At 65.6% G+C, this 20,533-nt stretch carries 24 protein-coding genes and 3 tRNA genes; 17 read left to right on the top strand and 10 right to left on the bottom strand.

The features are described 5' to 3' along the window. From ACSQ3O_RS18320 to ACSQ3O_RS18280, 9 genes are all read left to right on the top strand, one after another. Positions 1 to 477, top strand: a complete 477-nt coding sequence (locus ACSQ3O_RS18320) for a hypothetical protein (RefSeq protein WP_436139966.1) — start codon at positions 1 to 3, stop codon at positions 475 to 477. Between the two features lie 9 nt (positions 478 to 486). Beyond that, the gene (locus ACSQ3O_RS18315; protein ID WP_436139965.1) at positions 487 to 975 is read left to right on the top strand and encodes a hypothetical protein; all 489 of its coding nucleotides are present in this window, start codon (positions 487 to 489) and stop codon (positions 973 to 975) included. Beyond that, positions 972 to 1,592 carry a hypothetical protein gene (locus ACSQ3O_RS18310; protein ID WP_436139964.1) on the top strand — a complete coding sequence of 207 codons (621 nt, stop codon included), beginning with the start codon at positions 972 to 974 and terminating at the stop codon, positions 1,590 to 1,592. The genes ACSQ3O_RS18315 and ACSQ3O_RS18310 overlap by 4 nt, the downstream gene beginning before the upstream one ends. 36 nt (positions 1,593 to 1,628) lie before the next feature. Further along, entirely contained in the window at positions 1,629 to 2,054 is a 426-nt protein-coding gene (locus ACSQ3O_RS18305) for a hypothetical protein (RefSeq protein ID WP_436139963.1), read from the top strand. Then, positions 2,051 to 2,350, top strand: a complete 300-nt coding sequence (locus tag ACSQ3O_RS18300; protein ID WP_436139962.1) for a hypothetical protein — start codon at positions 2,051 to 2,053, stop codon at positions 2,348 to 2,350. Before ACSQ3O_RS18305 ends, ACSQ3O_RS18300 begins: the two co-directional genes overlap by 4 nt. A gap of 6 nt (positions 2,351 to 2,356) precedes the next feature. Beyond that, positions 2,357 to 2,815, top strand: coding sequence for a D-Ala-D-Ala carboxypeptidase family metallohydrolase (locus ACSQ3O_RS18295; protein ID WP_436139961.1), 459 nt, complete (start codon positions 2,357 to 2,359; stop codon positions 2,813 to 2,815). Next, positions 2,812 to 3,354 carry a hypothetical protein gene (locus ACSQ3O_RS18290; protein WP_436139960.1) on the top strand — a complete coding sequence of 181 codons (543 nt, stop codon included), beginning with the start codon at positions 2,812 to 2,814 and terminating at the stop codon, positions 3,352 to 3,354. Before ACSQ3O_RS18295 ends, ACSQ3O_RS18290 begins: the two co-directional genes overlap by 4 nt. A gap of 316 nt (positions 3,355 to 3,670) precedes the next feature. Continuing rightward, positions 3,671 to 4,465: a DNA adenine methylase gene (locus ACSQ3O_RS18285; protein WP_436139959.1), complete on the top strand. Its 795-nt coding sequence runs from the start codon at positions 3,671 to 3,673 to the stop codon at positions 4,463 to 4,465. A 9-nt stretch (positions 4,466 to 4,474) separates the two neighbouring features. Beyond that, positions 4,475 to 4,864: a hypothetical protein gene (locus ACSQ3O_RS18280; RefSeq protein WP_436139958.1), complete on the top strand. Its 390-nt coding sequence runs from the start codon at positions 4,475 to 4,477 to the stop codon at positions 4,862 to 4,864. Between the two features lie 4 nt (positions 4,865 to 4,868). Here ACSQ3O_RS18280 and ACSQ3O_RS18275 read toward each other — a convergent pair whose 3' ends face one another. Further along, positions 4,869 to 5,174: a hypothetical protein gene (locus ACSQ3O_RS18275; protein ID WP_436139957.1), complete on the bottom strand. Its 306-nt coding sequence runs from the start codon at positions 5,172 to 5,174 to the stop codon at positions 4,869 to 4,871. Between the two features lie 104 nt (positions 5,175 to 5,278). Between ACSQ3O_RS18275 and ACSQ3O_RS18270 the strand changes: the two genes are divergently transcribed. The 5 genes from ACSQ3O_RS18270 to ACSQ3O_RS18250 all read left to right on the top strand — a co-directional run bounded on the left by ACSQ3O_RS18270 (position 5,279) and on the right by ACSQ3O_RS18250 (position 7,464). Then, a tRNA-Cys gene (locus ACSQ3O_RS18270) sits at positions 5,279 to 5,380 on the top strand. Between the two features lie 180 nt (positions 5,381 to 5,560). After that, positions 5,561 to 5,636, top strand: a tRNA-Gly gene (locus ACSQ3O_RS18265). A 154-nt stretch (positions 5,637 to 5,790) separates the two neighbouring features. Beyond that, positions 5,791 to 5,883 (top strand) — tRNA-Leu (locus ACSQ3O_RS18260). Positions 5,884 to 6,167: 284 nt separating this feature from the next. Then, positions 6,168 to 6,797 carry a DUF6806 family protein gene (locus ACSQ3O_RS18255; protein WP_137748549.1) on the top strand — a complete coding sequence of 210 codons (630 nt, stop codon included), beginning with the start codon at positions 6,168 to 6,170 and terminating at the stop codon, positions 6,795 to 6,797. Between the two features lie 142 nt (positions 6,798 to 6,939). Further along, complete coding sequence (locus ACSQ3O_RS18250) at positions 6,940 to 7,464, top strand: M48 metallopeptidase family protein (protein ID WP_137748548.1); 525 nt, start codon at positions 6,940 to 6,942, stop codon at positions 7,462 to 7,464. An 88-nt stretch (positions 7,465 to 7,552) separates the two neighbouring features. Here the strand turns inward: ACSQ3O_RS18250 and murI are convergent, their stop codons facing one another. After that, on the bottom strand, positions 7,553 to 8,431 hold the full coding sequence (murI, locus tag ACSQ3O_RS18245; RefSeq protein WP_436139956.1) for a glutamate racemase: 879 nt from the start codon (positions 8,429 to 8,431) through the stop codon (positions 7,553 to 7,555). Between the two features lie 168 nt (positions 8,432 to 8,599). Further along, positions 8,600 to 10,177 (bottom strand): fumarate hydratase, encoded by a 1,578-nt coding sequence (locus ACSQ3O_RS18240; protein ID WP_436139955.1) that lies wholly within the window; start codon positions 10,175 to 10,177, stop codon positions 8,600 to 8,602. A gap of 190 nt (positions 10,178 to 10,367) precedes the next feature. Here ACSQ3O_RS18240 and fumC point away from each other — a divergent pair, with 190 nt between their 5' ends. Continuing rightward, positions 10,368 to 11,777 carry a class II fumarate hydratase gene (fumC, locus tag ACSQ3O_RS18235; RefSeq protein ID WP_436139954.1) on the top strand — a complete coding sequence of 470 codons (1,410 nt, stop codon included), beginning with the start codon at positions 10,368 to 10,370 and terminating at the stop codon, positions 11,775 to 11,777. Between the two features lie 185 nt (positions 11,778 to 11,962). Here fumC and ACSQ3O_RS18230 read toward each other — a convergent pair whose 3' ends face one another. The 6 genes from ACSQ3O_RS18230 to ACSQ3O_RS18205 all read right to left on the bottom strand — a co-directional run bounded on the left by ACSQ3O_RS18230 (position 11,963) and on the right by ACSQ3O_RS18205 (position 17,379). Beyond that, the gene (locus ACSQ3O_RS18230) at positions 11,963 to 12,781 is read right to left on the bottom strand and encodes a Crp/Fnr family transcriptional regulator (RefSeq protein ID WP_436139953.1); all 819 of its coding nucleotides are present in this window, start codon (positions 12,779 to 12,781) and stop codon (positions 11,963 to 11,965) included. Between the two features lie 157 nt (positions 12,782 to 12,938). After that, positions 12,939 to 13,637 (bottom strand): response regulator, encoded by a 699-nt coding sequence (locus tag ACSQ3O_RS18225; RefSeq protein WP_436139952.1) that lies wholly within the window; start codon positions 13,635 to 13,637, stop codon positions 12,939 to 12,941. Further along, positions 13,634 to 15,190 (bottom strand): ATP-binding protein, encoded by a 1,557-nt coding sequence (locus ACSQ3O_RS18220; RefSeq protein WP_436139951.1) that lies wholly within the window; start codon positions 15,188 to 15,190, stop codon positions 13,634 to 13,636. The genes ACSQ3O_RS18225 and ACSQ3O_RS18220 overlap by 4 nt, the downstream gene beginning before the upstream one ends. Positions 15,191 to 15,221: 31 nt before the next feature. Further along, positions 15,222 to 15,500, bottom strand: a complete 279-nt coding sequence (locus ACSQ3O_RS18215) for a hypothetical protein (protein ID WP_436139950.1) — start codon at positions 15,498 to 15,500, stop codon at positions 15,222 to 15,224. Between the two features lie 67 nt (positions 15,501 to 15,567). Further along, positions 15,568 to 16,452 carry an intradiol ring-cleavage dioxygenase gene (locus tag ACSQ3O_RS18210; RefSeq protein WP_436139949.1) on the bottom strand — a complete coding sequence of 295 codons (885 nt, stop codon included), beginning with the start codon at positions 16,450 to 16,452 and terminating at the stop codon, positions 15,568 to 15,570. Positions 16,453 to 16,770: 318 nt separating this feature from the next. After that, on the bottom strand, positions 16,771 to 17,379 hold the full coding sequence (locus tag ACSQ3O_RS18205) for a TIGR00645 family protein (protein WP_137748539.1): 609 nt from the start codon (positions 17,377 to 17,379) through the stop codon (positions 16,771 to 16,773). Between the two features lie 187 nt (positions 17,380 to 17,566). Between ACSQ3O_RS18205 and acs the strand changes: the two genes are divergently transcribed. Next, positions 17,567 to 19,561 carry an acetate--CoA ligase gene (acs, locus tag ACSQ3O_RS18200; RefSeq protein WP_137748538.1) on the top strand — a complete coding sequence of 665 codons (1,995 nt, stop codon included), beginning with the start codon at positions 17,567 to 17,569 and terminating at the stop codon, positions 19,559 to 19,561. Positions 19,562 to 19,823: 262 nt separating this feature from the next. On the opposite strand, the gene ACSQ3O_RS18195 is transcribed toward acs, so the two are convergent. Beyond that, complete coding sequence (locus tag ACSQ3O_RS18195) at positions 19,824 to 20,129, bottom strand: c-type cytochrome (protein ID WP_298454587.1); 306 nt, start codon at positions 20,127 to 20,129, stop codon at positions 19,824 to 19,826. A 115-nt stretch (positions 20,130 to 20,244) separates the two neighbouring features. On the opposite strand from ACSQ3O_RS18195, the gene ACSQ3O_RS18190 reads away from it, so the two are divergent. Next, a complete protein-coding gene (locus ACSQ3O_RS18190; RefSeq protein ID WP_124512892.1) occupies positions 20,245 to 20,487 on the top strand; it encodes a TIGR04438 family Trp-rich protein in 243 nt (80 codons plus the stop codon). Positions 20,488 to 20,533: the final 46 nt, after the last annotated feature.

Genomic DNA, 20,533 nt, shown 5'->3' with positions numbered 1-20,533 from the left:
ATGATCACAACCATCCTGCACCACTACGACAACCACGGCTGGTATTCCACCGCCGAGATCCCCGATCGCAGCACCGAGCTGGGCCCCAGCAACGTGCCCGCCGAGCGGATCGTGGGCGAGCCCTGGCCCAACTTCACGGGCGAGGCCTGGGTGCTGTTGCCCTACAGCGAGCCACCAGCGCCTGAGGCCCCGGCGCCAGGCCCCACCGACTGGCTGATTGACATCGGCCCGTTCTTCGACCGCTTTGGATCGGCAAAGATGGCTGTGCTGACAAGCGCAGACGCTGGGGTGAAGGCGATCCTGTCTGATCTGCAGGTGCGCAAGTGGATCGACCTGCAGCGCCCGGATGTCGCTCAGGGGCTGTCCTATGTAGGCACCAAAGTGGCGGCAGTCACCGAAGCCCTGCAGGACGACATCCTCACCACCCCCGTGCAGCTTGCCGAGAACCTGGCACTGCGCAAGCTGTACTTCTCCTGAGGGGTGGTCATGCGCATCGCTTTTTACAAAGGCCGCAAGCGCCTGTTCAATCGCGTCACGTCCTGGTGGCTGCGTGGCTCCTACAGCCATTGCGAGCTGGTGCTGGGCACTGATGCCCAAGGCCGCTCTATCTGCGCCAGCAGCTCGTTCATGGACGGCGGCGTGCGCGTCAAGCACATGGTGCTGGACCCGGCGCACTGGGACCAGATCGAGGTGATGGGCAGCGTGCACCAGGCGCGCGACTGGTTGCAGCAGCACTACGGCCGGGGCTATGACGTGCTTGGCCTGGTGGGCTTCGTCGCCCGCGTGCTGGGGCACGACAAAGACCGCTGGCTCTGCAGCGAGGCCGTGGCCGCCATGCTGTGCATGCCCGATGCCTGGCGGTTTGACCCCTGCAGCCTGTGGGCGGCGCTCACTAGGCAGCCGCCCCCTGACGCCACCACCAATCCAACCAGGCCCGCAGATGCGGGCCTTTTTACTGGGGAGCCCGCGCCATGAAGATCGGACGCTTTAACCTGCAGTCCAACGACCTGGACTTCTGCTACCTGCGCACCGTTGAGCAGGCCGCCACGCCTGACTATGCCGAGCTGCTGGCCGTGGTTGACGTGTCGCGCTACTTTGCCAACGGCGCCCATCACATCGTGCTGGCGGTAGATACCTCGGGCGAGGCGGGCAGCAACAACCCGCACTGCGGGCCCATCGTGCGTGACGGGCAGAACCTCTTCACCCACGCACGCGGCGCCATCCTGCTGGGCGATGGCACGGTGTTGGCCGAGACCTGGAACGGCACCTTCTCTCCCGAGCTGGTGCCCATGCCCAACCAGGTGGCGGGCAGCTTTGACCCTGCGGCCCACCATCTGCTCACCCTGCGCCTGCGCTGCCACTACAGCGGCGGCATCAGCCTGCGCGTGCGCAAGGGCATCGGCGGGGATGTGCTGTTCGACGGCGCGGGAGCCTCGGCCGCGTGGCCCTGGCCAGGGCAGATGCGCGCCAGCCTGGGCGGCATCGCCCTGGGCTTTGTCGCGCCGAAGGACACCGGCTGCGTGGAACAGATCGCACCGCGCAGCGCGCCAGATGCCCGGCTGGGGTACGTGGCACACGCGCGGGTGGCTTAGGCGGCTGAACAACAAAAATAACTTTGAGGGATGCCAATGCCTGAACCCGTATCGTCCACCGCCGCCGGTGTGCTCACAGTGGCCACGGCCACCGCCACCAGCACCATGATCACCGCGTTTGGTGTGTCACTGGGCCTGCGGGTGGATGTCCTGATCGCTGGCTTTGCTGGTGCGCTGGTGGCCATCATCCTGCTCAACGCAGTGCCCGGCAGCAGCGACACCTGGCGCGAGCTGCTGCGCACCACCGTGCGCCGCATGTTTGTGGCCTTCGCCAGCAGCCTGACAGCGGGCTACCTGGCGCCGCTGACCTTGCTGGTCCACCAGCTGCAAGACCCGGCGCTGATGGGGGTCGCGTTTGCTGTGGGCGGCGGCGCGCAGCAGGTGCTGGTGTTCTTCATCAAGCGCTTTAGCGGCCAGGTGCAAACCGTGCCACAGGTGCCGGGTGGAGGGGCCACACCATGACCATCACCCTGTCTGCCGTCACTGCGCTGGGCCTGGTGCACTGGCTCTCGGGCGTCATCGTCCTGGCCGAGGCCCTGAACAAGCTTGAGCGCACTGCGCCCTGCAGGCGTGGCCTTGCGCCGCGCGAGCGCGCTACCGAATGGCTCAAAGCCATCGCCTGGGCTTTGCTGGCCACCGGCGGTGCCGGGGCCTTCATCACGCCACTTTTACCGCTGGAGACACCCACGCTGCAGGATGCCTGCGTGCTGTTGGGCTTCGCGGTGCTCATCGTTCGTACACGCGTCAAGGAAGGGTAGCAACCCATGAAGCTCACACAACACTTCACCCTGGCCGAGCTGACGGCCAGCACCAAGGCCCGCCAGCTCGGGCTGGACAACACGCCACCGCCTGAGATCGTGCCGCGCCTGGTGCTCACGGCCGAGATGCTGGAGCGCATCCGCAACACGCTGAAGGTGCCCATCACCGTCACCAGCGGCTACCGTGGGCGCCAGCTCAACGCGGCCGTTGGCGGTGTCACCAGCAGCGACCACACACAAGGCCACGCGGCCGACATTGTGGCGCCTGGCTACGGCTCCCCGTACCAGATCGCCCGCAGCCTGGCGCCGCTGGTGTCGGTGCTGGGCATCGGCCAGCTGATCCTGGAGGGCGTGAAGGGCAAGCAGTGGGTGCACGTCAGCACCCGCGTGCCCGACAAGCCTGCAAACCGCGTGATCACCATTACCGACCAGGGCGCCCAGCTGGGCATTCAGGAGTTGCCATGATCCCCGGCCTCTACACCTACGCAGCCACCGCCCTGGTGGCCGCAGCCATCGCCGCCACCGGCGCCTGGCGCGTGCAGGAATGGCGCTGGGGCGCCAAAGAGGCGCAGCGCATGGAGATCGAGCGCCAGGCCGAAGAGGCCCGGCAGACCGACGCCAGGCAGCAGCGCCAGTTCAACGACACCGCCAGCGGCCGCCACGCGGCCACGGTGGCTACCCTATCCAACAAGCTGGGAGACGCCCGTGCGCAAATCGCTACCCTGTCTGCTGATCGCCAGTGCCTTGACGCTCGCACTGTCGGCATGCTCAACAACCTCGGCACCTCCTCTTCGCTCGGGCTACGAAGCCCTGCCAGCGAACCTGCAGGTGCGGCCGCAGCCGTTGCCGCCTCTGAAACTGACCATACCCCTACCTCCGGCTACGCCAGCGAGCGGGACACGGCAGAGTGGATAGCCATCTGCAGAACGCGACACGATGAGCTGGCAAGCCAGGTCAACAAGATCCTGGACATCGAGGAGCGCCGCCAGCAGGGAGCCAAGTGATGGCGGTGCACACGCATGCACACCAGGGCGCCCGCCCTGGCCTCGGCCGCAAGGCCGTCAAACGGATGGATGAGCGCCTGCGGCGAGACCAGCGCGATGAGCAGCAGCGAGTGCTGGAGAGAGCGCGGCGTTTTGCCATCCCGCGAAACGATGAGGGGCCACCACCCCGCATCGACTGAAAAAAAGAACAAGGCGACCGAGAGGGTGTTGGAGCACCCCCTCGGCCACCTGACCCACTGAAGTACCCAGTAAGTCAAGCCAAGGCCCTGCCCACCTGTACAGGCGGGGCGAGTGTAAACGACGAACCTGGAGCCCTATGGCAACCCCAATCATCCCGTGGCTCGGCGGCAAGCGCCGCCTGGCCGATATCCTGATCCCGCGCTTTCCGGCGCATAGCTGCTACGTCGAGGTCTTTGCTGGCGGTGCGGCGCTTTACTTCCTGCGCCCACCGGCAGACGTTGAGGTGATCAACGATGTCAATGGCGAGCTGGTCAACCTGTACCGGGTGGTGAAGCACCACCTGGAGGAGTTCGTGCGCCAGTTCAAGTGGGCGCTGAGCAGCCGCGATGTGTTCAAGTGGCTGCAGGACACGCCGCCCGACACGATGACCGATGTGCAGCGCGCGGCCAGGTTCTTCTATCTGCAGCACCATGCCTTCGGCGGCAAGGTGCAGGGGCAGACCTGGGGCACCGCGACCACGGCGCCACCGGTGAACCTGCTGCGGCTGGAGGAAACCCTGAGCGCCGCGCACCTGCGCCTGGCGAGTACCTACGTCGAGCGGTTGGACTGGAAGGAGTGCATACGCCGATATGACCGGCCGCACACGCTGTTTTACCTGGACCCGCCCTACTGGCAGACCGAGGGCTATGGCGTGCCGTTTGCCTGGCCGGAATATGAAGCCATGGCCGAGCTGATGCGCGGCATCAAGGGCAAGGCCATCCTGAGCATCAACGACCACCCGGACATCCGGGCGTGCTTTGCCGGGCTGCAGATGGAGGAGGTGCCGATAAGCTACACCGTCGGAGGTGGGGCCAAGGCCGTGGATCGGATGGAGCTGATCATCTATAGCTATGACCAGGCGTCAGCGCAAACTGGTCTTTTTCAGTGGTGAGAAGGAAACATGAGCAAAAGCGAGTTGTGGCAGGCGTTTGTGCATATCTGTGCAATCAAGTCGGCAAAGGTGGAAAACGCCAAATATGCGGAGTTCTCAGAGGCCGTACACAGAGACTTCTATCGCAGTGCGCGCCCGATTGTTTTGATCGCGGTGCTATCGGGGGTTGTTCTCTGGCTCACCGGCCGTATCGGTCCTGGTCTTGATTTCCACTGGGGCAGGGCTTGCGCGTCTGCTGGAGCACTCCTGGCTGGATGGGCGACGTGGTTTGCCCTTGCTGACGGCAACAATTCCTGGGGCAGAGATCGTCCCGACGAATTGGCTCGTGTTGGCATTTTCCGGGCGCTCATGTGGCCTGGCATCCTGCTTTCGGTGGTGGGGGCGGCCTGGTGGCCGTGAGTCTTTAGACCGTCAACGGCACCACCCACCAGGACTGCTTCAGGTAGCGATGGTGCGCGTCAAAGTCCTGGCCGGTGAGGCGCATCCCGCCCTCCAGCATCCGCAGACGCGCGTGGTTAAGTGGGGGCAGCACTGCAGATTGGTCTGGCGCCCCCTCTTTGGGTAGCAGCAAGGCGTGGCAAAGTGGCTCGCCAGTGGTGGGTCGCCGCAGCCTGTACACCAGCCAGCCGGTTTGCCCGCTGGCCTTGGCCACATCGTTCTGCAGGCGGTTGCCCTGGCCGTCGTAGAGTCTGTAAACCGTGCAGTACATGCGCTCATCTTTGAAACACTGTTAAAGCATACAGTGCTTTTTTCTTGCGAGGCTACGCCGAAACGCTGTTCGATCTGTGGCAGAATTCAGCCCAGACGCAAAGCGGTGCGGTTGATCGAGTGGTTATCGTCTAACTTGTTGATTTACAAGGCGGTCGATGGATTGCAAATCCGGTTAGTCCGGTTCGACTCCGGACCGCGCCTCCAGATACGGTCTATACCGTCGGTAGCTCAGAATCTTTAGAATTCTGCGCTGCGCCGAAGATGGGCAAGGCTGGTAGGTAATTGGAAAATTTTTGGTCAGCAATCGAATGAGGCCAAAAATAGCGATATAATTTGAGGCTTGCTGATGAGCACTGACAGAGACGTCAAGCGAAGCAAGCAAATGCGGGAATAGCTCAGTTGGTAGAGCGCAACCTTGCCAAGGTTGAGGTCGAGAGTTCGAGACTCTTTTCCCGCTCCAATTTTGAAAAGGGAAGCTTAGGCTTCCCTTTTTTCTTGGTGGCGCCGGGTGTGCTGTTTTCATGCAGCAGCTGGTGGCCACGGATGCGACAGGGCATTGCGCACATGTGCTGCCCGGGTTACGCTGCACCGCAGGTGTGCGCTCAGCAGCCGGCGCCCCGATGGTGAAATTGGTAGACACTGCGGACTTAAAATCCGCCGCTTTCCTGAAAAGGGGCGTGCCGGTTCGACCCCGGCTCGGGGCACCACGAAGAGCCTGTTCAATGTCTTTTTGGAGATCGCATTGGAGTGCAATCGGGAAGAGTGGATGCTCCGGCTGCGCAGTATGGGCTCATGCCCATGCAAGCAGCCGGGGCGTCCAATCGCCCGATTTCACTCCAACCCTTCGGGCAAGTGCCTTGCCGGGCGGTCTGCGGTGTTGCGGTGCTTGTGGATAGCTAGGCTATCCACTGCGCACCGCGCCTAGCAGCCCATCCCGGCAAGGGACTTGTGCGACTCCAAAAAGACATTGAACAGGCTCTAGGATTCAATCATGTCAAGTTACAACGCTCCCTTCGAAATCCATGTCCACGGACAGGTCCCTTTGCGCGCTGATGTGAGTTTTGACCAGCTCCAGGAGGCGCTCAAACCTTTGTGGAAGTACGCTGGAGCCCGTTCGCTGGCCGATGGTGCTGCCAGCGCCTATGAGGAGGAGCCCGGCATCAAGTTTGATGCGCAGGAGCATCTGCTGCAGATGTGCTGGACGGTGCGGGGCGATGACGACTTTCGCCAGTCGCTGGACGAAATGTGCATGAGCCTCAACGAGCTGGCCGAGCAAGGGGCTGCGATCGAAGTCACGTTCTACGACGCCGACTTTGACGAAGAAGAGGAAGAGCAGGGCGCCGAGTCGCGCGATGACTTTGTGATGCTCTTTGTCGGCCCAACACCGGCCGCCATCATGCAGGTGCAGCGGGATTTGCTGGTGCAGGACGTGGTGAACATGATGGAGCGCCACTTTGATGGTGCCGAGCTGGGCGGTGTGGTCGCCGAGATCGACAAGCTGTTCAGCCAGCGTTTTGATGCCCTGGTGAACTCGCTGGAAATCGGCAAGCCACCCCGTGGCCCGGGGGGGCCAGCCAGCGGCCACGGTGGCGGTGGCCGCCGTCCGCGCCACTTGCACTGATCCTCCGAGCCTTCCGGGGCTCACAACATTCCACGCAGGCGGGTGAGGCGGGCATCGAGGGCTGCACAGGTGGTGAAGCAAGCGGCCCTGGCCGGTCCGCCGAGCCTTCTTGCCCCGTGTGGCAGCAACTATCTCGCTTTCCATGCACTCCGACCTTCCCTATCTGCGCTCCTACCCTGCGGCCCTGCAGGACCAGGCACGTGATCTGCTGGCGCAGGGAAAGCTCGGGGCGGTGCTGCAGCGCAAATACCCGCAAGCGCATGCCGTGCGCAGCGACAAGGCGCTGTATGACTACGCGCAGGAGCTGAAGGCGCGTTATCTGCGCAACGCGGGCACGGTCAACAAGGTGCTGTTCGACAACAAGATCCATGTCGTGCGCCACGCACTGGGTTTGCACACGGCGGTGTCGCGCGTGCAGGGCAACCGGCTGGCGGCCAAGCATGAGATCCGCATTGCCTCGATGTTCAAGCAGGCGCCCGATGAGTTCCTGCGCATGATCGTGGTCCATGAGCTGGCGCACTTGCGCGAAAAGGACCACGACAAAGCCTTCTACCAGCTATGCACCCACATGGAGCCGCAGTACCACCAGTACGAGTTCGACCTGCGGCTGTACCTCACGCATGTGGAGCACGCAGGCACCCGGCTGTGGGGCACGGAGCCGTCCTGAGGGTGACGCGGCCGTTAGGTAGATTGCTATTAAATTAATAGCTTAAAGTGCTTGATGGACGGGCGGTAGAGCCGATTTTTTTTATATATCAAGGCACTTGCACAGACCGGCAGCAGCTGGCGGGCAGATCCAGCCAGCGTTGTGCAGCGGCCTCCAGCATGGCCACGGGGCCGGTGGTCAGTAGCTGGATGCTGGGCGTGGCGGGAGTTTCGTCCGCCGTTGCATGGATTGGCTGGTGCAGCAGGCCCGCAGTGTTCAGCAGGCGCCGCGTCTGGCGTGCGACGGGTTCGCCGGTCTCGATGAACTGCACGCCAGGCCCGACCAGTGCGCGCAGCTCGTGGGCTACAAAGATGTAGTGCGTGCAGCCCAGCACCAGGGTGTCCATCTGCCCCGGGGCGGTGCCGAAGCTGCCCATGGCCTGGACATAGCGCGCGCACAGTGCGCCGGTCTCTGTGGCATCGACGGGGCTGCCTGGGGCGGCCACGGGCAGCGCCACGCTGCGCTCGATGGCATGGGCCAGGCCGTCACAGGGCTGCACCACAAAATGCGCCTGCTCCTGCAGCGAGGCCATGAGCTTGCTGAACTTCGCACTGGTCAGCGTGCCCCGGGTGCCGATCACGCCCACGTGGCCGGTCTTCGTCACCGCGAGGGCAGGCTTGATGGCGGGTTCCAGGCCCACCAGGGGCAAGTCCGGGTGGCTGCTGCGCACCTCGTGGATGGCCGCCGCCGTGGCGGTGTTGCAGGCCACCACCAAGGCCTTGATGTGGTGCTGCTCGCGCAGGTACTGCGTGATGGCATGGGTGCGGGCGGCCACAAAGGCGTCGCCGCGCTCGCCATAGGGTGCGTTGGCGCTGTCTGCCAGGTACACGAAACGCTCGTGGGGCATGGCGGCCAGCAGGGCGCGCAGCACGCTCAGCCCACCGACGCCACTGTCAAAAACACCGATGGGAAAAGAGGCCTGCGGCATCGAGGAACCAAGCTCTGGCAGTTGGACGAAAGCGTGGATTGTAGGAAAGACGCAGCCTTCGTGCCGCAGAGGGTTGGACCCAAAAGAAAAACCGCCCGAAGGCGGTTAGGAGAGTCATTGCCCTGGCGCCAGAGCCGAGCGCTGGCGCCGGGGCGACCGGATGGGACCTCAGGCCGCAGCGACGCCGATGCCCTTGAACTCGCCCGAGGCGATGCGCTTTTGCCATTCGGCCGGGCCGGTGATGTGGGCGCTGGTGCCACCGGCGTCCACGGCCACGGTCACGGGCATGTCCACCACGTCGAATTCGTAGATGGCTTCCATGCCCAGGTCGGCAAAGCCCACGACCTTGGCGGTCTTGATGGCCTTGGAGACCAGGTAGGCCGCACCGCCCACGGCCATCAGGTAGGCGCTCTGGTGCTTCTTGATGGCCTCGATGGCGACCGGGCCGCGCTCGGCCTTGCCCACCATGGCGATCAGACCAGTCTGGGACAGCATCATCTCGGTAAAGCCGTCCATGCGCGTGGCAGTGGTCGGGCCTGCGGGGCCCACGGCCTCGCCCTTCACGGGGTCCACAGGGCCCACGTAGTAAATGATGCGGTTGGTGAAGTCCACGGGCAGCTTCTCGCCCTTGGCCAGCATGTCCTGGATGCGCTTGTGCGCGGCGTCGCGGCCCGTCAGCATCTTGCCGTTGAGCAGCAGCGTGTCGCCGGGCTTCCAGCTGGCGACTTCTTCCTTGGTCAGCGTGTCGAGGTTGACCTTCTTGCTCTTGTTGTAGTCCGGAGCCCAGTCCACGTTGGGCCACAGGTCCAGGCTGGGGGGCGTGAGGTACACCGGGCCCGAGCCATCCATCACGAAGTGCGCGTGGCGCGTGGCCGCGCAGTTGGGGATCATCGCAATCGGCTTGCTGGCCGCGTGCGTGGGGTACATCTTGATCTTGACGTCCAGCACGGTGGTCAGGCCGCCCAGGCCTTGGGCGCCAATGCCCAGGGCGTTGACCTTTTCAAACAGCTCCAGGCGCAGCTTTTCGACATTGTCGAGTTCGGCCCCGCTGGCTTGCTTGGCCTGCAGTTCGTACATGTCCAGGTCGTCCATCAGGCTTTCCTTGGCCATGAGCACCGCCTTTTCGGCCGTGCCACCAATGCCGATGCCCAGCATGCCGGGCGGGCACCAGCCGGCGCCCATGGTGGGCACGGTCTTGAGCACCCAGTCCACCACGTTGTCGCCGGGGTTGAGCATGTACATCTTGGACTTGTTCTCCGAGCCGCCGCCCTTGGCCGCCACCGTCACGTCCACGGTGTTGCCGGGCACGATCTCGGTGAAGATCACAGCGGGGGTGTTGTCCTTGGTGTTCTTGCGGGCGAACTGGGGGTCGGCCACGACCGAGGCGCGCAGCGTGTTGTCGGGGTGGTTGTAGCCACGGCGCACGCCTTCGTTGATGGCGTCGTCCAGGCTGCAGGGCTTGCCATCGACGCCAGCATCGAAGCCTTCCCAACGCACATCCATGCCCACCTTCAGGAACACGTTGACGATGCCGGTGTCCTGGCAGATGGGGCGCTGGCCGGTGGCGCTCATCTTGCTGTTGGTCAGGATCTGGGCGATCGCATCCTTGGCCGCTGGACTCTTTTCGCGCTCATAGGCGCGGGCCAGGTGGGCGATGTAGTCGGTGGGGTGGTAGTAGCTGATGTACTGCAGCGCGCCGGCAATGGATTCGATCAGGTCTTCTTGGCGAATGGTCGTCGTGGTCATGGCGGTGGGGGTTTTAGGGAAAACGCGAACCCTGAATTATCCCCCGCCGGGCTTGCGTGGTCCTGTCAGGGGCCAACGCGGGTGGTGGCGGGTGCTAGCGGGTGCTGGCGCGCCGTGGCCCGGGGTGGGTATGCTGCGGTCTGGTGTTTCGTTCCACCCCCATTCGCTCGTTGAGCGGCAAGGCCCACCCGTGAAAAACTCCACCTCCGCCCCGACCGCAGTCCGGACCGAAAAAGATACCTTCGGCCCCATCGATGTGCCCGCTGACCGGCTGTGGGGGGCGCAGACGCAGCGCTCGCTGCACCACTTTGCGATCTCAGGGGAGCGCATGGCGCCCGAGCTGATCCGCGCGCTGGCCCAGGTCAAGCGGGCCAGTGCCTATGTGAACCATGCTCTGGGCCTGCTGGATGCGGCCAAGACCACGGCCATCGTGGCGGCGGCGGACGAGGTGATTGGCGGTGGCCACCTGCAGGAGTTTCCGCTGGTGGTGTGGCAGACCGGCTCGGGCACGCAGACCAACATGAACATGAACGAGGTGCTGGCCAACCGCGCCAGCGAGCTATTGAAAGGACCGCGCGGCGAGGCGCGGCTGGTGCATCCCAACGACGAGGTGAACAAGAGCCAGTCGAGCAACGACGTGTTCCCCACCGCCATGCACCTGGCGGCGGTGGACGCGCTGATGCACCGCCTGCTGCCCGCGCTGCACGGCCTGCGCACCACGCTGGCGGCGAAGGCCAAGGCGTTTGATGGCATCGTGAAGATTGGCCGCACCCACCTGCAGGACGCCACTCCGCTCACGCTGGGCCAGGAGATCTCGGGCTGGGTGGCACAGCTGCAGCATGGCGAGCAGCATGTGCGCGCCGCGCTGCCCCACCTGGGCGAGCTGGCCCTGGGCGGCACGGCCGTGGGCACGGGGCTCAACGCGCCTGCAGGCTACGCGCAGGCCGTGGCCAAGGAGCTGGCAGACCTGACCGGCCTGCCGCTGGTCACCGCCCCCAACAAGTTCGAGGCCCTGGCCAGCTGCGATGCCCTGGTGCATGCCCATGGCGCGCTCAAGACCCTGGCGGCCAGCCTGATGAAGATTGCCAACGATGTGCGCTGGCTGGCCAGCGGCCCGCGCAGCGGGCTGGGCGAGATCACCATCCCCGAGAACGAGCCGGGCTCTTCCATCATGCCGGGCAAGGTCAACCCCACGCAGTGCGAGGCGCTGACCATGCTGTGCGCGCAGGTGCTGGGCAACGATGTGGCCATCAACATCGGCGGGGCCTCTGGCAACTTCGAGCTGAACGTGTTCCGCCCGATGGTGATTCACAACTTCCTGCAGAGCGTGCGCCTGCTGGCCGACGGCATGGCCAGCTTCAACGAGCACTGCGCCGTGGGCATCGAGCCCAACCAGGCGCGCATCAACGACCTGGTGGAGCAGTCGCTGATGCTGGTGACGGCGTTGAACCCGCACATCGGCTACGACAAGGCGGCTTTCATTGCGAAGAAGGCGCACAAGGAGGGAACCAGCCTGCGTGCCGCAGCCATCGCGTCGGGCCATGTGACGGGCGAGCAGTTTGACCAGTGGGTGGTGCCTGCGCAGATGGTGGGGCGCTGATGCCAGCCTGGGGTGCTGCGCCCCCTGTGTCTGCTGCGCTCCGCTGAATTTATGAAGAAAAAAGGGCTTCTGCGCGCACCCATCAAGCGATAGCTGCTATCAAATTTGATGTTTTGGGCACGCCAACGGCCACCAATGTGTGGCGAAGAGTGGTGTTGAAGGGCGAAGTCCCTTCCGTGCAAGGCTCAAGGCGCCGAGCCACCTTGGCTGCCACCCAGCGTCTCGGCCCGGGCATCCGACACCTCCTGCTGCGCCAGTGCTTCGAGCTGCTCCTGCTGGTAGACCACGATGCTGCGCTGGTGGATGCCGATGATGCCCTCGCGCTCCATCCACTTCAGTTCCACATTGATGCGCTGGCGTGAGCCGCCCAGCAGCTGCGCCAGCTCGTCCTGCACCAGCGACAACCCGATGGCGCCGCGCTGGCCCGGCATGGCGGCGCGTTCGCCAAAGCGGCGCAGCACATGCAGCAGCTGCTTGGCCAGCCGCGCGCGCAAGGGCAGGGTGGCCATGTCTTCCATCATCCAGTACAGGTAGCGCATGCGGCGCGCCTGCAGCGTGAGCAGGGCCTCGCCAAACTCGGGGTGCGCGCGCAGCAGCTGGCGGAACACGCCTTCGGCCACGCTCAGCACCGTGGTGGGGCCGTGGGCATGGGCGTCGTAGGTGTTGGGGCCCTGGTGCAGCACCTCGGCCTCGCCCACCCAGATGCCGGGCTCCACATAGGCCAGCGTCACCTGCTTGCCCGAAGGGGTGGTGCGTCGAAAGCGGATGGCGCCGCTGGCGCAGGCAAACCAGTCCTGGGCCAGCTCGCCCTGCTCCACAATCATCTGGCCATGCGCATAGCGCGTGACGCGGCCCAGCCGGAAGATGTCGTGCCGCAGCGAGGGCGTGAGCGCCGCAAACCAGCGGCCCCGGTTGATGGCCTCGCGCTCTGGTGGGCTCAAGAAGGGCCGCTGCAGGTGGTGTTCAAGGCTGGCGGCGGGCTCGGGCAGGGTGGTGGCGGGCATGGGCGGCTCTCTGGGCGCAGGGCCGATGGTCCACGGCGCTGTGCTGGGCTGGCAGGGGGCGGAGGCGCCAGTTTAGCGGCGGGCCCAGGCGGGTTGCCCTGCAGGGCCGCACCTGCGCGACACCTCCGTGTGCCGCGTGTTGAGATGGCGCGCTGGCTCAGTTCGATGCACCCGGGTCGAGTGCAAAGCCCACGCCATACACCGAACGGATCCAGTCGGTGTCGTCGCCACTGGCGGCCTTGAGCTTTTTGCGCAGGTTCTTGATGTGGCTGTCGATGGCGCGTTCGTTCACATCCAGCGTGTCGTCGTAGGCCTGGTCCAGCAGCTGGGCGCGCGAGAAGATGCGGCCTCGCTGGCGCGCCAGTACCTGCAGCAGCTTGAACTCGCGCCGCGTGAGGTTGAGCGGCGTGCCGTGCAGTGTGGCCTGCCACAGGTTTTCGTTGAGCACCAGGGCCGTCGCCACGCCTTCCACGCCCGCCAGCGGCGCGCCGGGCGCTGCGCGGCGCAGCACGGCCTTGACGCGGGCCACCACCTCGCGTGGCGAAAACGGCTTGCAGATGTAATCGTCCGCACCCAGCTCCAGCCCGATGAGACGGTCCACCTCTTCCACGCGGGCCGTGAGCATGATGATGGGGTGCTCGGTGTGGCGCCGCGCCTGGCGCAGGATGTCCAGGCCATCCATTCCGGGCAGCATGATGTCCAGCAGTGTGAGGTCCGGCGGCGCGGCCACGATGCTGGCGAGGGCTGCGCGGCCCTCTGCCTGGTGTTCGACGGTGTAGCCCGCGTGGCGCAGGTAGTCCACCACGATGGCGGCGATGTCGGGTTCGTCTTCGACGACGAGGATGCGTGGGCTCATGGCGCGGTGTTGTCCAGAAGGGGCAGGGTCAGCGTGATGCGCAGGCCGCCGAGGGGCGATGCGTCGGCCGTCAGCGTGCCGCCATGCGCGAGCACGATGGCGCGGCAGATGGCCAGGCCCAGGCCCGAGCCGCCGTGGTCGCGGTTGCGTGAGGTTTCGGCGCGGTACAGGCGCTCGAAGATGCGCGGCAGCTCGTGCGTGGGCACGCCCGGCGCGCTGTCGTCCAGTTGCACTTGCAGCACCTGCGGGTGGGCCGCGCTGCTGGGCGCCGCCACCTCGCGTGCCGAAATCTGCAGCCGGCCGCCCGCATCGGTGTAGCGCAGGCTGTTCTCCAGCAGGTTCAGGAACACCTGGTGCAGTTGCTGGGCGTCGCCCTGCACGACCGGGGCGGGGGATTGTGCGGCGAGCGCGTCCAGGCCTTTGGTGTCCACGTCGATGGCGGCCTGGGCCAGGCGCGGGCGCATCGAGGCCAGCGCTTCGGCCAGCAGCAACAGCGGGTGCACGGGCACCTGGGCCGAGGGCGCGCTGGTGCCCGCTGCGTCCAGGCTGGCGCGCAGGTCGCCTACCAGCTGGATCAGGCGCATCACCTGCCGGTGCAGGCGCAGCGCGGTCTTGTCGTCAAAGGGGCGGATGCCGTCTTGCACGGCCTCGATCTCGGCGCGCATGGCCGCCAGGGGGGTGCGCAGCTCGTGGGCCACGTCACCCAGCCACTGGCGGCGGCTGGCTTCGATGCTGCTGAGTTGTTCGGCCATGGTGTTGAAGGTGCGGGCGAGCTGGGCCAGTTCGTCGTTGCCGTGCACGGGCACGCGGGTGTGCAGGTGGCCCTGCGCAATGCCGCGTGCACCGGTGGCCAGGGCTTCGACCGGGGCCAGCCAGCGCCGTGCGAGCCAGCCCGACAGCAGCAGTGCCAGCGCCAGCCCGGCCAGGCCCGTCCACGCCACAAAACCCAGGTGCTGGGCCAGAAAGGCCTGGTCGGCCTCGCTGCGCACGCCCTGGGGAGGGGCCAGCACCAGATGGCCGATGGTCTGGCCATCGGGACTGCGCAGCGCAAGCCGAGCGCTGCCGGGCTGGGGCGCGGTGCCCACCACCAGGTGCTCCTGTGCATCGAGCAAGCCCAGGCGGGGGTAGATGTCATCGCGGTGGCGCTGGGGTGGTGGGCCGCTGCCCGGGCCCTGGCTGCGCTGGTCGTCGGGCGGTGGGGGCGGAGGGGCCGAGTCCGTCTGGCCCGGGGGCAGGCCAGGGCGTGTGTCAGGTGAACTGCCGAGGTCGCCCGAGGGCGGTGGGCCGGGGCGGCGCGGGCCGCCGCCGGGGTGGCTGAGGCGGCCCCACAGGGTGGACTGGCTGCGCAGGCTGTCCCACCCACCCGCCTGGGTGTGGTGGGCCTGCAGGCGCTCGGCCAGCCAGTCCATGCGGGCCAGTTCGATTTCGGCCACATACGGCCCCAGGCCCCGCTGCAGCCCCAGGCGCGAGAAGCCCGCAAAGATCAGCAGCAAGGCCACAAGCAGGGCGGCCAGGGCGATGAAGGCTTTGCGGTGCAGGGTCAGGTGGGGCATGGGGCTGCGGTGGCGGTCAGCGGGTCGGCAATCAGCGGGCAGGTGGCGGGCCACCCGCGCCGCCGGGGCCACCAGGCCCGCCTGCGGGCATGGCTACCAGGGTGCCGTCGATTGTGCGGCAAGTGCCTGCCAGCGATTTGCCGTCGGGCATGGTCAGCGTGACGCTGGCGCCTTCGGTTCTGCCCTTGCAGGCGGCATAGGCCTCGGGCGGTGGGGCGGGTGGCGTGCCACGGGCAGGCTGGGCGTGGCTGGGGGTGGCGGCGAGAAATGCCAGGGCCAGGCTGGCGAGGAAGGGGTGGATGGTTTGCATGGTGTGTGGCTGCAGAGTGCGTGAAGAAACGGAGGTGGGTGCTGGTCAGGCGGGGCGCACGCGGGTCTCAGGCCGCGATGGAAATGGTGAGGTTGGCGGCGTAGCCACCGCCCGTGTTGGCCTGCATGGTGGTCATCTCCAGCGTGGTGCCGTCGCTGAACACGTTGTCGGTGGCAAATGTGATGGCCGCCAGGTTGCGCACGCTGGCGCTGTAGCCCGCGTTGCCGCTGTAGATGCTGCTGAGCAGGGCGGTGGGGAAGGCGAGCTGCGTGGTCTTGACCTTGTTGCGTGCGTTGCTGGCGGCGGCAAGGCTGGGGTAGACCTCCAGGTGCATGTGGGGCATGCGGCCCGCGTAGCAGCCGGGCACGATGGTGGTGAAGGTGACGGTGCCGCTGGCATCGGTGGCCTGCACGCCGCGCAGATAGTTGTCGGCGATGTTGTTGGAGGTGTAGACCGAGTAGTTGCCGTCCTGTGTGCAGTGCCACAGGTAGATGGCGTAGCCCGCCAGCGGTGCGCAGCTGGCCTGGGTGTTGGTCAGCGTGATGGTGATGGTGAGCGGCACGCCCCCGACCTGGGTGGACGAACCGATGGAGCTGCGGATGTCCGAGCGCACGATGCCGCTGAGCGCCAGCACGTTGTAGGTGTTGTTGCTGGCCGTGGAGCCGTCAGCGGGGTAGGGGCCGGCGGTTTCTTCTGGGACCACCGAGCAGGTGGTGGTGCCCGTTCCGGTGCCAGTACCGGTGCCTGTGCCGGTCCCGGAGCCCGTTCCAGTGCCGCTGCCAGAGCCCGAGGTGTCGGTGGTGTCCGTGGCGGCGGTGTCGCTTCCGCCGCCCCCGCAGCCCCACAGGGTGGCTACGCCCAGCGAGCCCAGGGCACTCAGGGCCAGGCGTCGGTTGGCCAAGGCCGGCGCGGCCGTGGCGATGGGGGTGGTGGGGATACGGGTGGGGTCCATGGATTTCTCCTGCAGGTGGGAACAGTGGGGATGACCTGCACTGTGCCGCCCGATTGGGGAGAAATCTGGGAGGGAGATGTTGCGTATGAATGCTGCTATTTTTATAGCTATCAGGGCATGGCTGTTGCGCGGTAAGCCCTGTTTTTATTCGAATTTTTGACCCGTGCACTGCCCGCCGGGTGCGCAGCGGGCCCCGCGCCGCCGAGCTGGCCACGGCGCCCTGCAGTGCGTGGGGCGGTGGGTGTTGCGGTGGGTGTGTGAAGCCGGGTGCTGCCAGCTACCCAGAGTGGGCATTGCATGGCGCACGCGGCCAGGGGGTCAGTGGCGTGCCGGGGGCGGGGTGTGCGACATCAGCCGGTCGGTCAACGCGATGGCCAGTGCGCTGAGCAGGAAGGTCACGTGGATGATGGTCTGCCACATCAGCACCTTCAGGTCGTAGTTGGCAGCGTTGATGAAGGTCTTGAGCAGGTGGATGGAGCTGATGCCGATGATGGCGGTGGCCAGCTTGACCTTGAGCACCGAGGCGTTCACGTGGCTCAGCCACTCGGGCTGGTCAGGGTGGTCTTCGAGGTGCAGGCGCGAGACGAAGGTCTCATAGCCCCCCACGATCACCATGATCAGCAGGTTGGAGATCATGACCACATCGATCAGCGCCAGCACGACCAGCATGATGATGGTCTCATTGAGCGCAGTGACCTCGAAATCACTCTTGTAGCCGATGCTGGAGACCAGGCTCTTGAGCGCAGCGCTGTTGCCAAACGCCGCCTCGATCAGGTGCACCAGCTCCACCCAGAAGTGGAAGACATACACCGCCTGCGCCAGGATCAGGCCCAGGTACAGGGGCAACTGCAGCCAGCGGCTGGCAAAAATCAGCGAGGGCAGGGGGCGCATCGGCGAGGGGGAGGCGGAGTTTTTGGGCTGGGACATGGAAAGGTCGGAGGGTCTAGGGTCGCGCGATTTTAGGGGCGCGGCGTGACAGCCCTGCTACCCGGTGGCCATCCCGGCCCGGTGCAGCGTGCAGATTCTGTAAGCTTCGCGCCAGTCAGTGGCTTGTAAGTGCTGCGCCCGACAGTACCGCCCAATTCCAATTCCATCAGACCCAGGAGACAACACCATGAGTGCGCCCACATCCGCGATCGAGTCCGTTTTGGTTGAGAACCGTGTGTTCCCGCCGTCGGATGCCATCGTCAAAGCCGCCCGCGTCTCGGGCATGGCGGGCTACGACGCCCTGTGCGCCGAGGCCGACAAGGACTTCGAAGGCTTCTGGGCCCGCCTGGCGCGCGAGAACGTGCAGTGGACCAAGCCCTTCACCCGCACGCTGGACACCTCCAACGCCCCCTTCTTCAAGTGGTTTGACGACGGCGAACTGAACGCCAGCGCCAACTGCCTGGACCGCCACATCGGCACCCCCACCGAAAACAAGACCGCCATCATCTTCGAGGCGGACGATGGCACGGTCACCAAGATCACCTACAAGGAACTGCTGGCCCGCGTGAGCCAGTTTGCCAATGCGCTCAAGGCCCACGGCGTGGCCAAGGGCGACCGCGTGCTGATCTACATGCCCATGACCATCGAGGGCGTGATCGCCATGCAGGCCTGCGCGCGCATTGGCGCCACTCACAGCGTGGTGTTCGGTGGCTTCAGCGCCAAGGCGGTGCAGGAGCGCATCATCGACGCAGGCGCCGTGGCCGTGATCACCGCCAACTACCAGATGCGCGGCGGCAAGGAGCTGCCACTCAAGGCCATCATCGATGAAGCCCTGGCCATGGGCGGCTGCGACACCATCCGCAACGTGTTCGTCTACCAGCGCACGCCCACGGCCTGCAACATGGTGGCCGGGCGCGATAAGACCTTTGGCGAGATGCTGGCCGGGCAGAGCACCGAATGCGCCCCCGTGGCCGTCGGCGCCGAGCACCCGCTGTTCATCCTGTACACCAGCGGCTCCACCGGCAAGCCCAAGGGCGTGCAGCACGCCACCGGCGGCTACCTGCTGTGGGCCAAGCTCACCATGGACTGGACCTTCGACCTGCGTGCAGACGATGTGTTCTGGTGCACGGCCGACATCGGCTGGATCACCGGCCACAGCTACGTGGCCTATGGCCCGCTGGCGGCCGGTGCCACCCAGGTGGTGTTCGAGGGCGTGCCCACGTACCCGAATGCTGGCCGCTTCTGGCAGATGATCGAGAAGCACAAGGTCTCGATCTTCTACACCGCGCCCACCGCCATCCGCTCGCTCATCAAGGCCGCCGAAGGCGACGCCGCCGTGCACCCCGCGCGCTCGGACCTGTCGAGCCTGCGCATCCTGGGCAGCGTGGGCGAACCCATCAACCCCGAAGCCTGGATGTGGTACCACAAGAATGTGGGCGGCGAGCGCTGCCCCATCGTGGACACCTTCTGGCAGACCGAGACCGGCGGCCACGTCATCACCCCGCTGCCCGGCGCCACGCCGCTGGTGCCCGGCAGTTGCACGCTGCCCCTGCCCGGCATTGCCGCCGCCATCGTGGACGAAACTGGTAACGATGTCGCCAACGGCGCGGGTGGCATCCTGGTCATCAAGAAGCCCTGGCCCAGCATGATCCGCACCATCTGGAACGACCCCGAGCGCTTCAAGAAGGCCTACTTCCCCGAAGAGCTCAAGGGCTACTACCTGGCTGGCGACGGTGCCGTGCGCAGCGCTGACCGGGGCTACTTCCGCATCACGGGCCGCATCGACGACGTGCTCAATGTCTCGGGCCACCGCATGGGCACGATGGAAATCGAATCGGCGCTGGTCTCCAAGACCGACCTGGTGGCAGAGGCCGCAGTGGTGGGCCGCCCCGACGACGTGACGGGCGAGGCCATTTGCGCCTTCGTGGTGCTCAAGCGCGCCCGCCCCACCGGCGAGGAAGCCAAGCAGATCGCGAATGAGCTGCGCAACTGGGTCGCCAAGGAAATCGGCCCGATTGCCAAGCCCAAGGACATCCGCTTTGGCGACAACCTGCCCAAGACCCGCAGCGGCAAGATCATGCGCCGACTGCTGCGCAGCATTGCCAAGGGCGAGGCCATCACGCAGGACACCTCGACGCTGGAAAACCCCGCAATCCTGGATCAATTGGCCAAGGCCAATTGATCCAGGAGGCGCCGTGCAGCGGCGCCAGCGCGCAATGCTTGCGGGGTTTGTGAACACTCATATCGCGCAGCGATGTGACGTGGCCACAGAACCCTGCAGTTCTCGATCAGTTGGCCCAGACCCACTGATTCAGGGAGGCGTCGCGCAGACTGCGCTTGAGATGCCCCCAAAACAAAAGCCGCGTCACATTCCCTGTGGCGCGGCTTTTTTGTTGCGGCTTTGGGGCGCCAGGCCCCAGAACCGCAGTGGCTTGAACGGCGGCTTACTTCTGCGTCAGCACCCAGGCAGCCAGCTTCTTGGCTTCAGCGTCGTTGACCTGTGCATTGGCAGGCATGGGAACGGGGCCCCACACGCCAGAGCCGCCCTTGACGATCTTGGCGGCCAGCTTGTCCACGGCGTCTTTCTGGCCTGCGTACTTGGCTGCCACGTCCTTGTACGACGGGCCCACCAGTTTCTTGTCCACCGCATGGCAGGCCATGCAGTTCTTCGATGTCGCCAGGGCCAGGTCGGCCATTGCGGGTGCCGCAACCGACAGCGTCATGGCAAGAGTGATCAGGGTACGCTTCATGGTGGGATTTCCTGTGGTTGAGTTACAGTGCTTTTAATGGGATTGTAGTGACTTGGGTTGACAAGCCCTTGTCCCGCGTCAATCAGGCCTGTGATGGCATTTTCTGGAGATTGCGATGTATCTGCTGGGTCTTTCCCTCCTCATGCTGGCACTGAAGTATTTTGAAATCGGCCCCGTGGCGACCTGGTCCTGGTGGTGGGTGCTGGCGCCCTTTGCAGCCACTGCGCTGTGGTGGGCCTGGGCCGACTCCACGGGTTACACCAAGCGCAAGGCCATGGAAAAAATGGACCAGCGCAAGCAGGACCGCATCAACAAACACAAGGAAGCCCTGGGCATCCGCCCACGCAAGCCGCGCTGAGCGTCCGCACCAGGCCAAGGTGTGCGCCTGCCGCCACACCGGGTGA

Source organism: Acidovorax sp. LjRoot74 (assembly GCF_964254355.1).
In the GTDB taxonomy this organism is placed as follows: domain Bacteria; phylum Pseudomonadota; class Gammaproteobacteria; order Burkholderiales; family Burkholderiaceae_C; genus Acidovorax.
The sequence above is the reverse complement of the archived record's forward strand: the minus strand, read 5'-3'. Positions and strand labels throughout refer to the sequence as shown.

Bases quoted from the DNA above. Each gene is read 5' to 3' on its own strand.
- ACSQ3O_RS18320 (WP_436139966.1), top strand. From the start codon at position 1: ATGATCACAACCATCCTGCACCACTACGACAACCACGGCTGGTATTCC.
- ACSQ3O_RS18315 (WP_436139965.1), top strand. From the start codon at position 487: ATGCGCATCGCTTTTTACAAAGGCCGCAAGCGCCTGTTCAATCGCGTC.
- ACSQ3O_RS18310 (WP_436139964.1), top strand. From the start codon at position 972: ATGAAGATCGGACGCTTTAACCTGCAGTCCAACGACCTGGACTTCTGC.
- ACSQ3O_RS18305 (WP_436139963.1), top strand. From the start codon at position 1,629: ATGCCTGAACCCGTATCGTCCACCGCCGCCGGTGTGCTCACAGTGGCC.
- ACSQ3O_RS18300 (WP_436139962.1), top strand. From the start codon at position 2,051: ATGACCATCACCCTGTCTGCCGTCACTGCGCTGGGCCTGGTGCACTGG.
- ACSQ3O_RS18295 (WP_436139961.1), top strand. From the start codon at position 2,357: ATGAAGCTCACACAACACTTCACCCTGGCCGAGCTGACGGCCAGCACC.
- ACSQ3O_RS18290 (WP_436139960.1), top strand. From the start codon at position 2,812: ATGATCCCCGGCCTCTACACCTACGCAGCCACCGCCCTGGTGGCCGCA.
- ACSQ3O_RS18285 (WP_436139959.1), top strand. From the start codon at position 3,671: ATGGCAACCCCAATCATCCCGTGGCTCGGCGGCAAGCGCCGCCTGGCC.
- ACSQ3O_RS18280 (WP_436139958.1), top strand. From the start codon at position 4,475: ATGAGCAAAAGCGAGTTGTGGCAGGCGTTTGTGCATATCTGTGCAATC.
- ACSQ3O_RS18275 (WP_436139957.1), bottom strand. From the start codon at position 5,174: ATGTACTGCACGGTTTACAGACTCTACGACGGCCAGGGCAACCGCCTG.
- ACSQ3O_RS18255 (WP_137748549.1), top strand. From the start codon at position 6,168: ATGTCAAGTTACAACGCTCCCTTCGAAATCCATGTCCACGGACAGGTC.
- ACSQ3O_RS18250 (WP_137748548.1), top strand. From the start codon at position 6,940: ATGCACTCCGACCTTCCCTATCTGCGCTCCTACCCTGCGGCCCTGCAG.
- murI (WP_436139956.1), bottom strand. From the start codon at position 8,431: ATGCCGCAGGCCTCTTTTCCCATCGGTGTTTTTGACAGTGGCGTCGGT.
- ACSQ3O_RS18240 (WP_436139955.1), bottom strand. From the start codon at position 10,177: ATGACCACGACGACCATTCGCCAAGAAGACCTGATCGAATCCATTGCC.
- ACSQ3O_RS18230 (WP_436139953.1), bottom strand. From the start codon at position 12,781: ATGCCCGCCACCACCCTGCCCGAGCCCGCCGCCAGCCTTGAACACCAC.
- ACSQ3O_RS18225 (WP_436139952.1), bottom strand. From the start codon at position 13,637: ATGAGCCCACGCATCCTCGTCGTCGAAGACGAACCCGACATCGCCGCC.
- ACSQ3O_RS18220 (WP_436139951.1), bottom strand. From the start codon at position 15,190: ATGCCCCACCTGACCCTGCACCGCAAAGCCTTCATCGCCCTGGCCGCC.
- ACSQ3O_RS18215 (WP_436139950.1), bottom strand. From the start codon at position 15,500: ATGCAAACCATCCACCCCTTCCTCGCCAGCCTGGCCCTGGCATTTCTC.
- ACSQ3O_RS18210 (WP_436139949.1), bottom strand. From the start codon at position 16,452: ATGGACCCCACCCGTATCCCCACCACCCCCATCGCCACGGCCGCGCCG.
- ACSQ3O_RS18205 (WP_137748539.1), bottom strand. From the start codon at position 17,379: ATGTCCCAGCCCAAAAACTCCGCCTCCCCCTCGCCGATGCGCCCCCTG.
- acs (WP_137748538.1), top strand. From the start codon at position 17,567: ATGAGTGCGCCCACATCCGCGATCGAGTCCGTTTTGGTTGAGAACCGT.
- ACSQ3O_RS18195 (WP_298454587.1), bottom strand. From the start codon at position 20,129: ATGAAGCGTACCCTGATCACTCTTGCCATGACGCTGTCGGTTGCGGCA.
- ACSQ3O_RS18190 (WP_124512892.1), top strand. From the start codon at position 20,245: ATGTATCTGCTGGGTCTTTCCCTCCTCATGCTGGCACTGAAGTATTTT.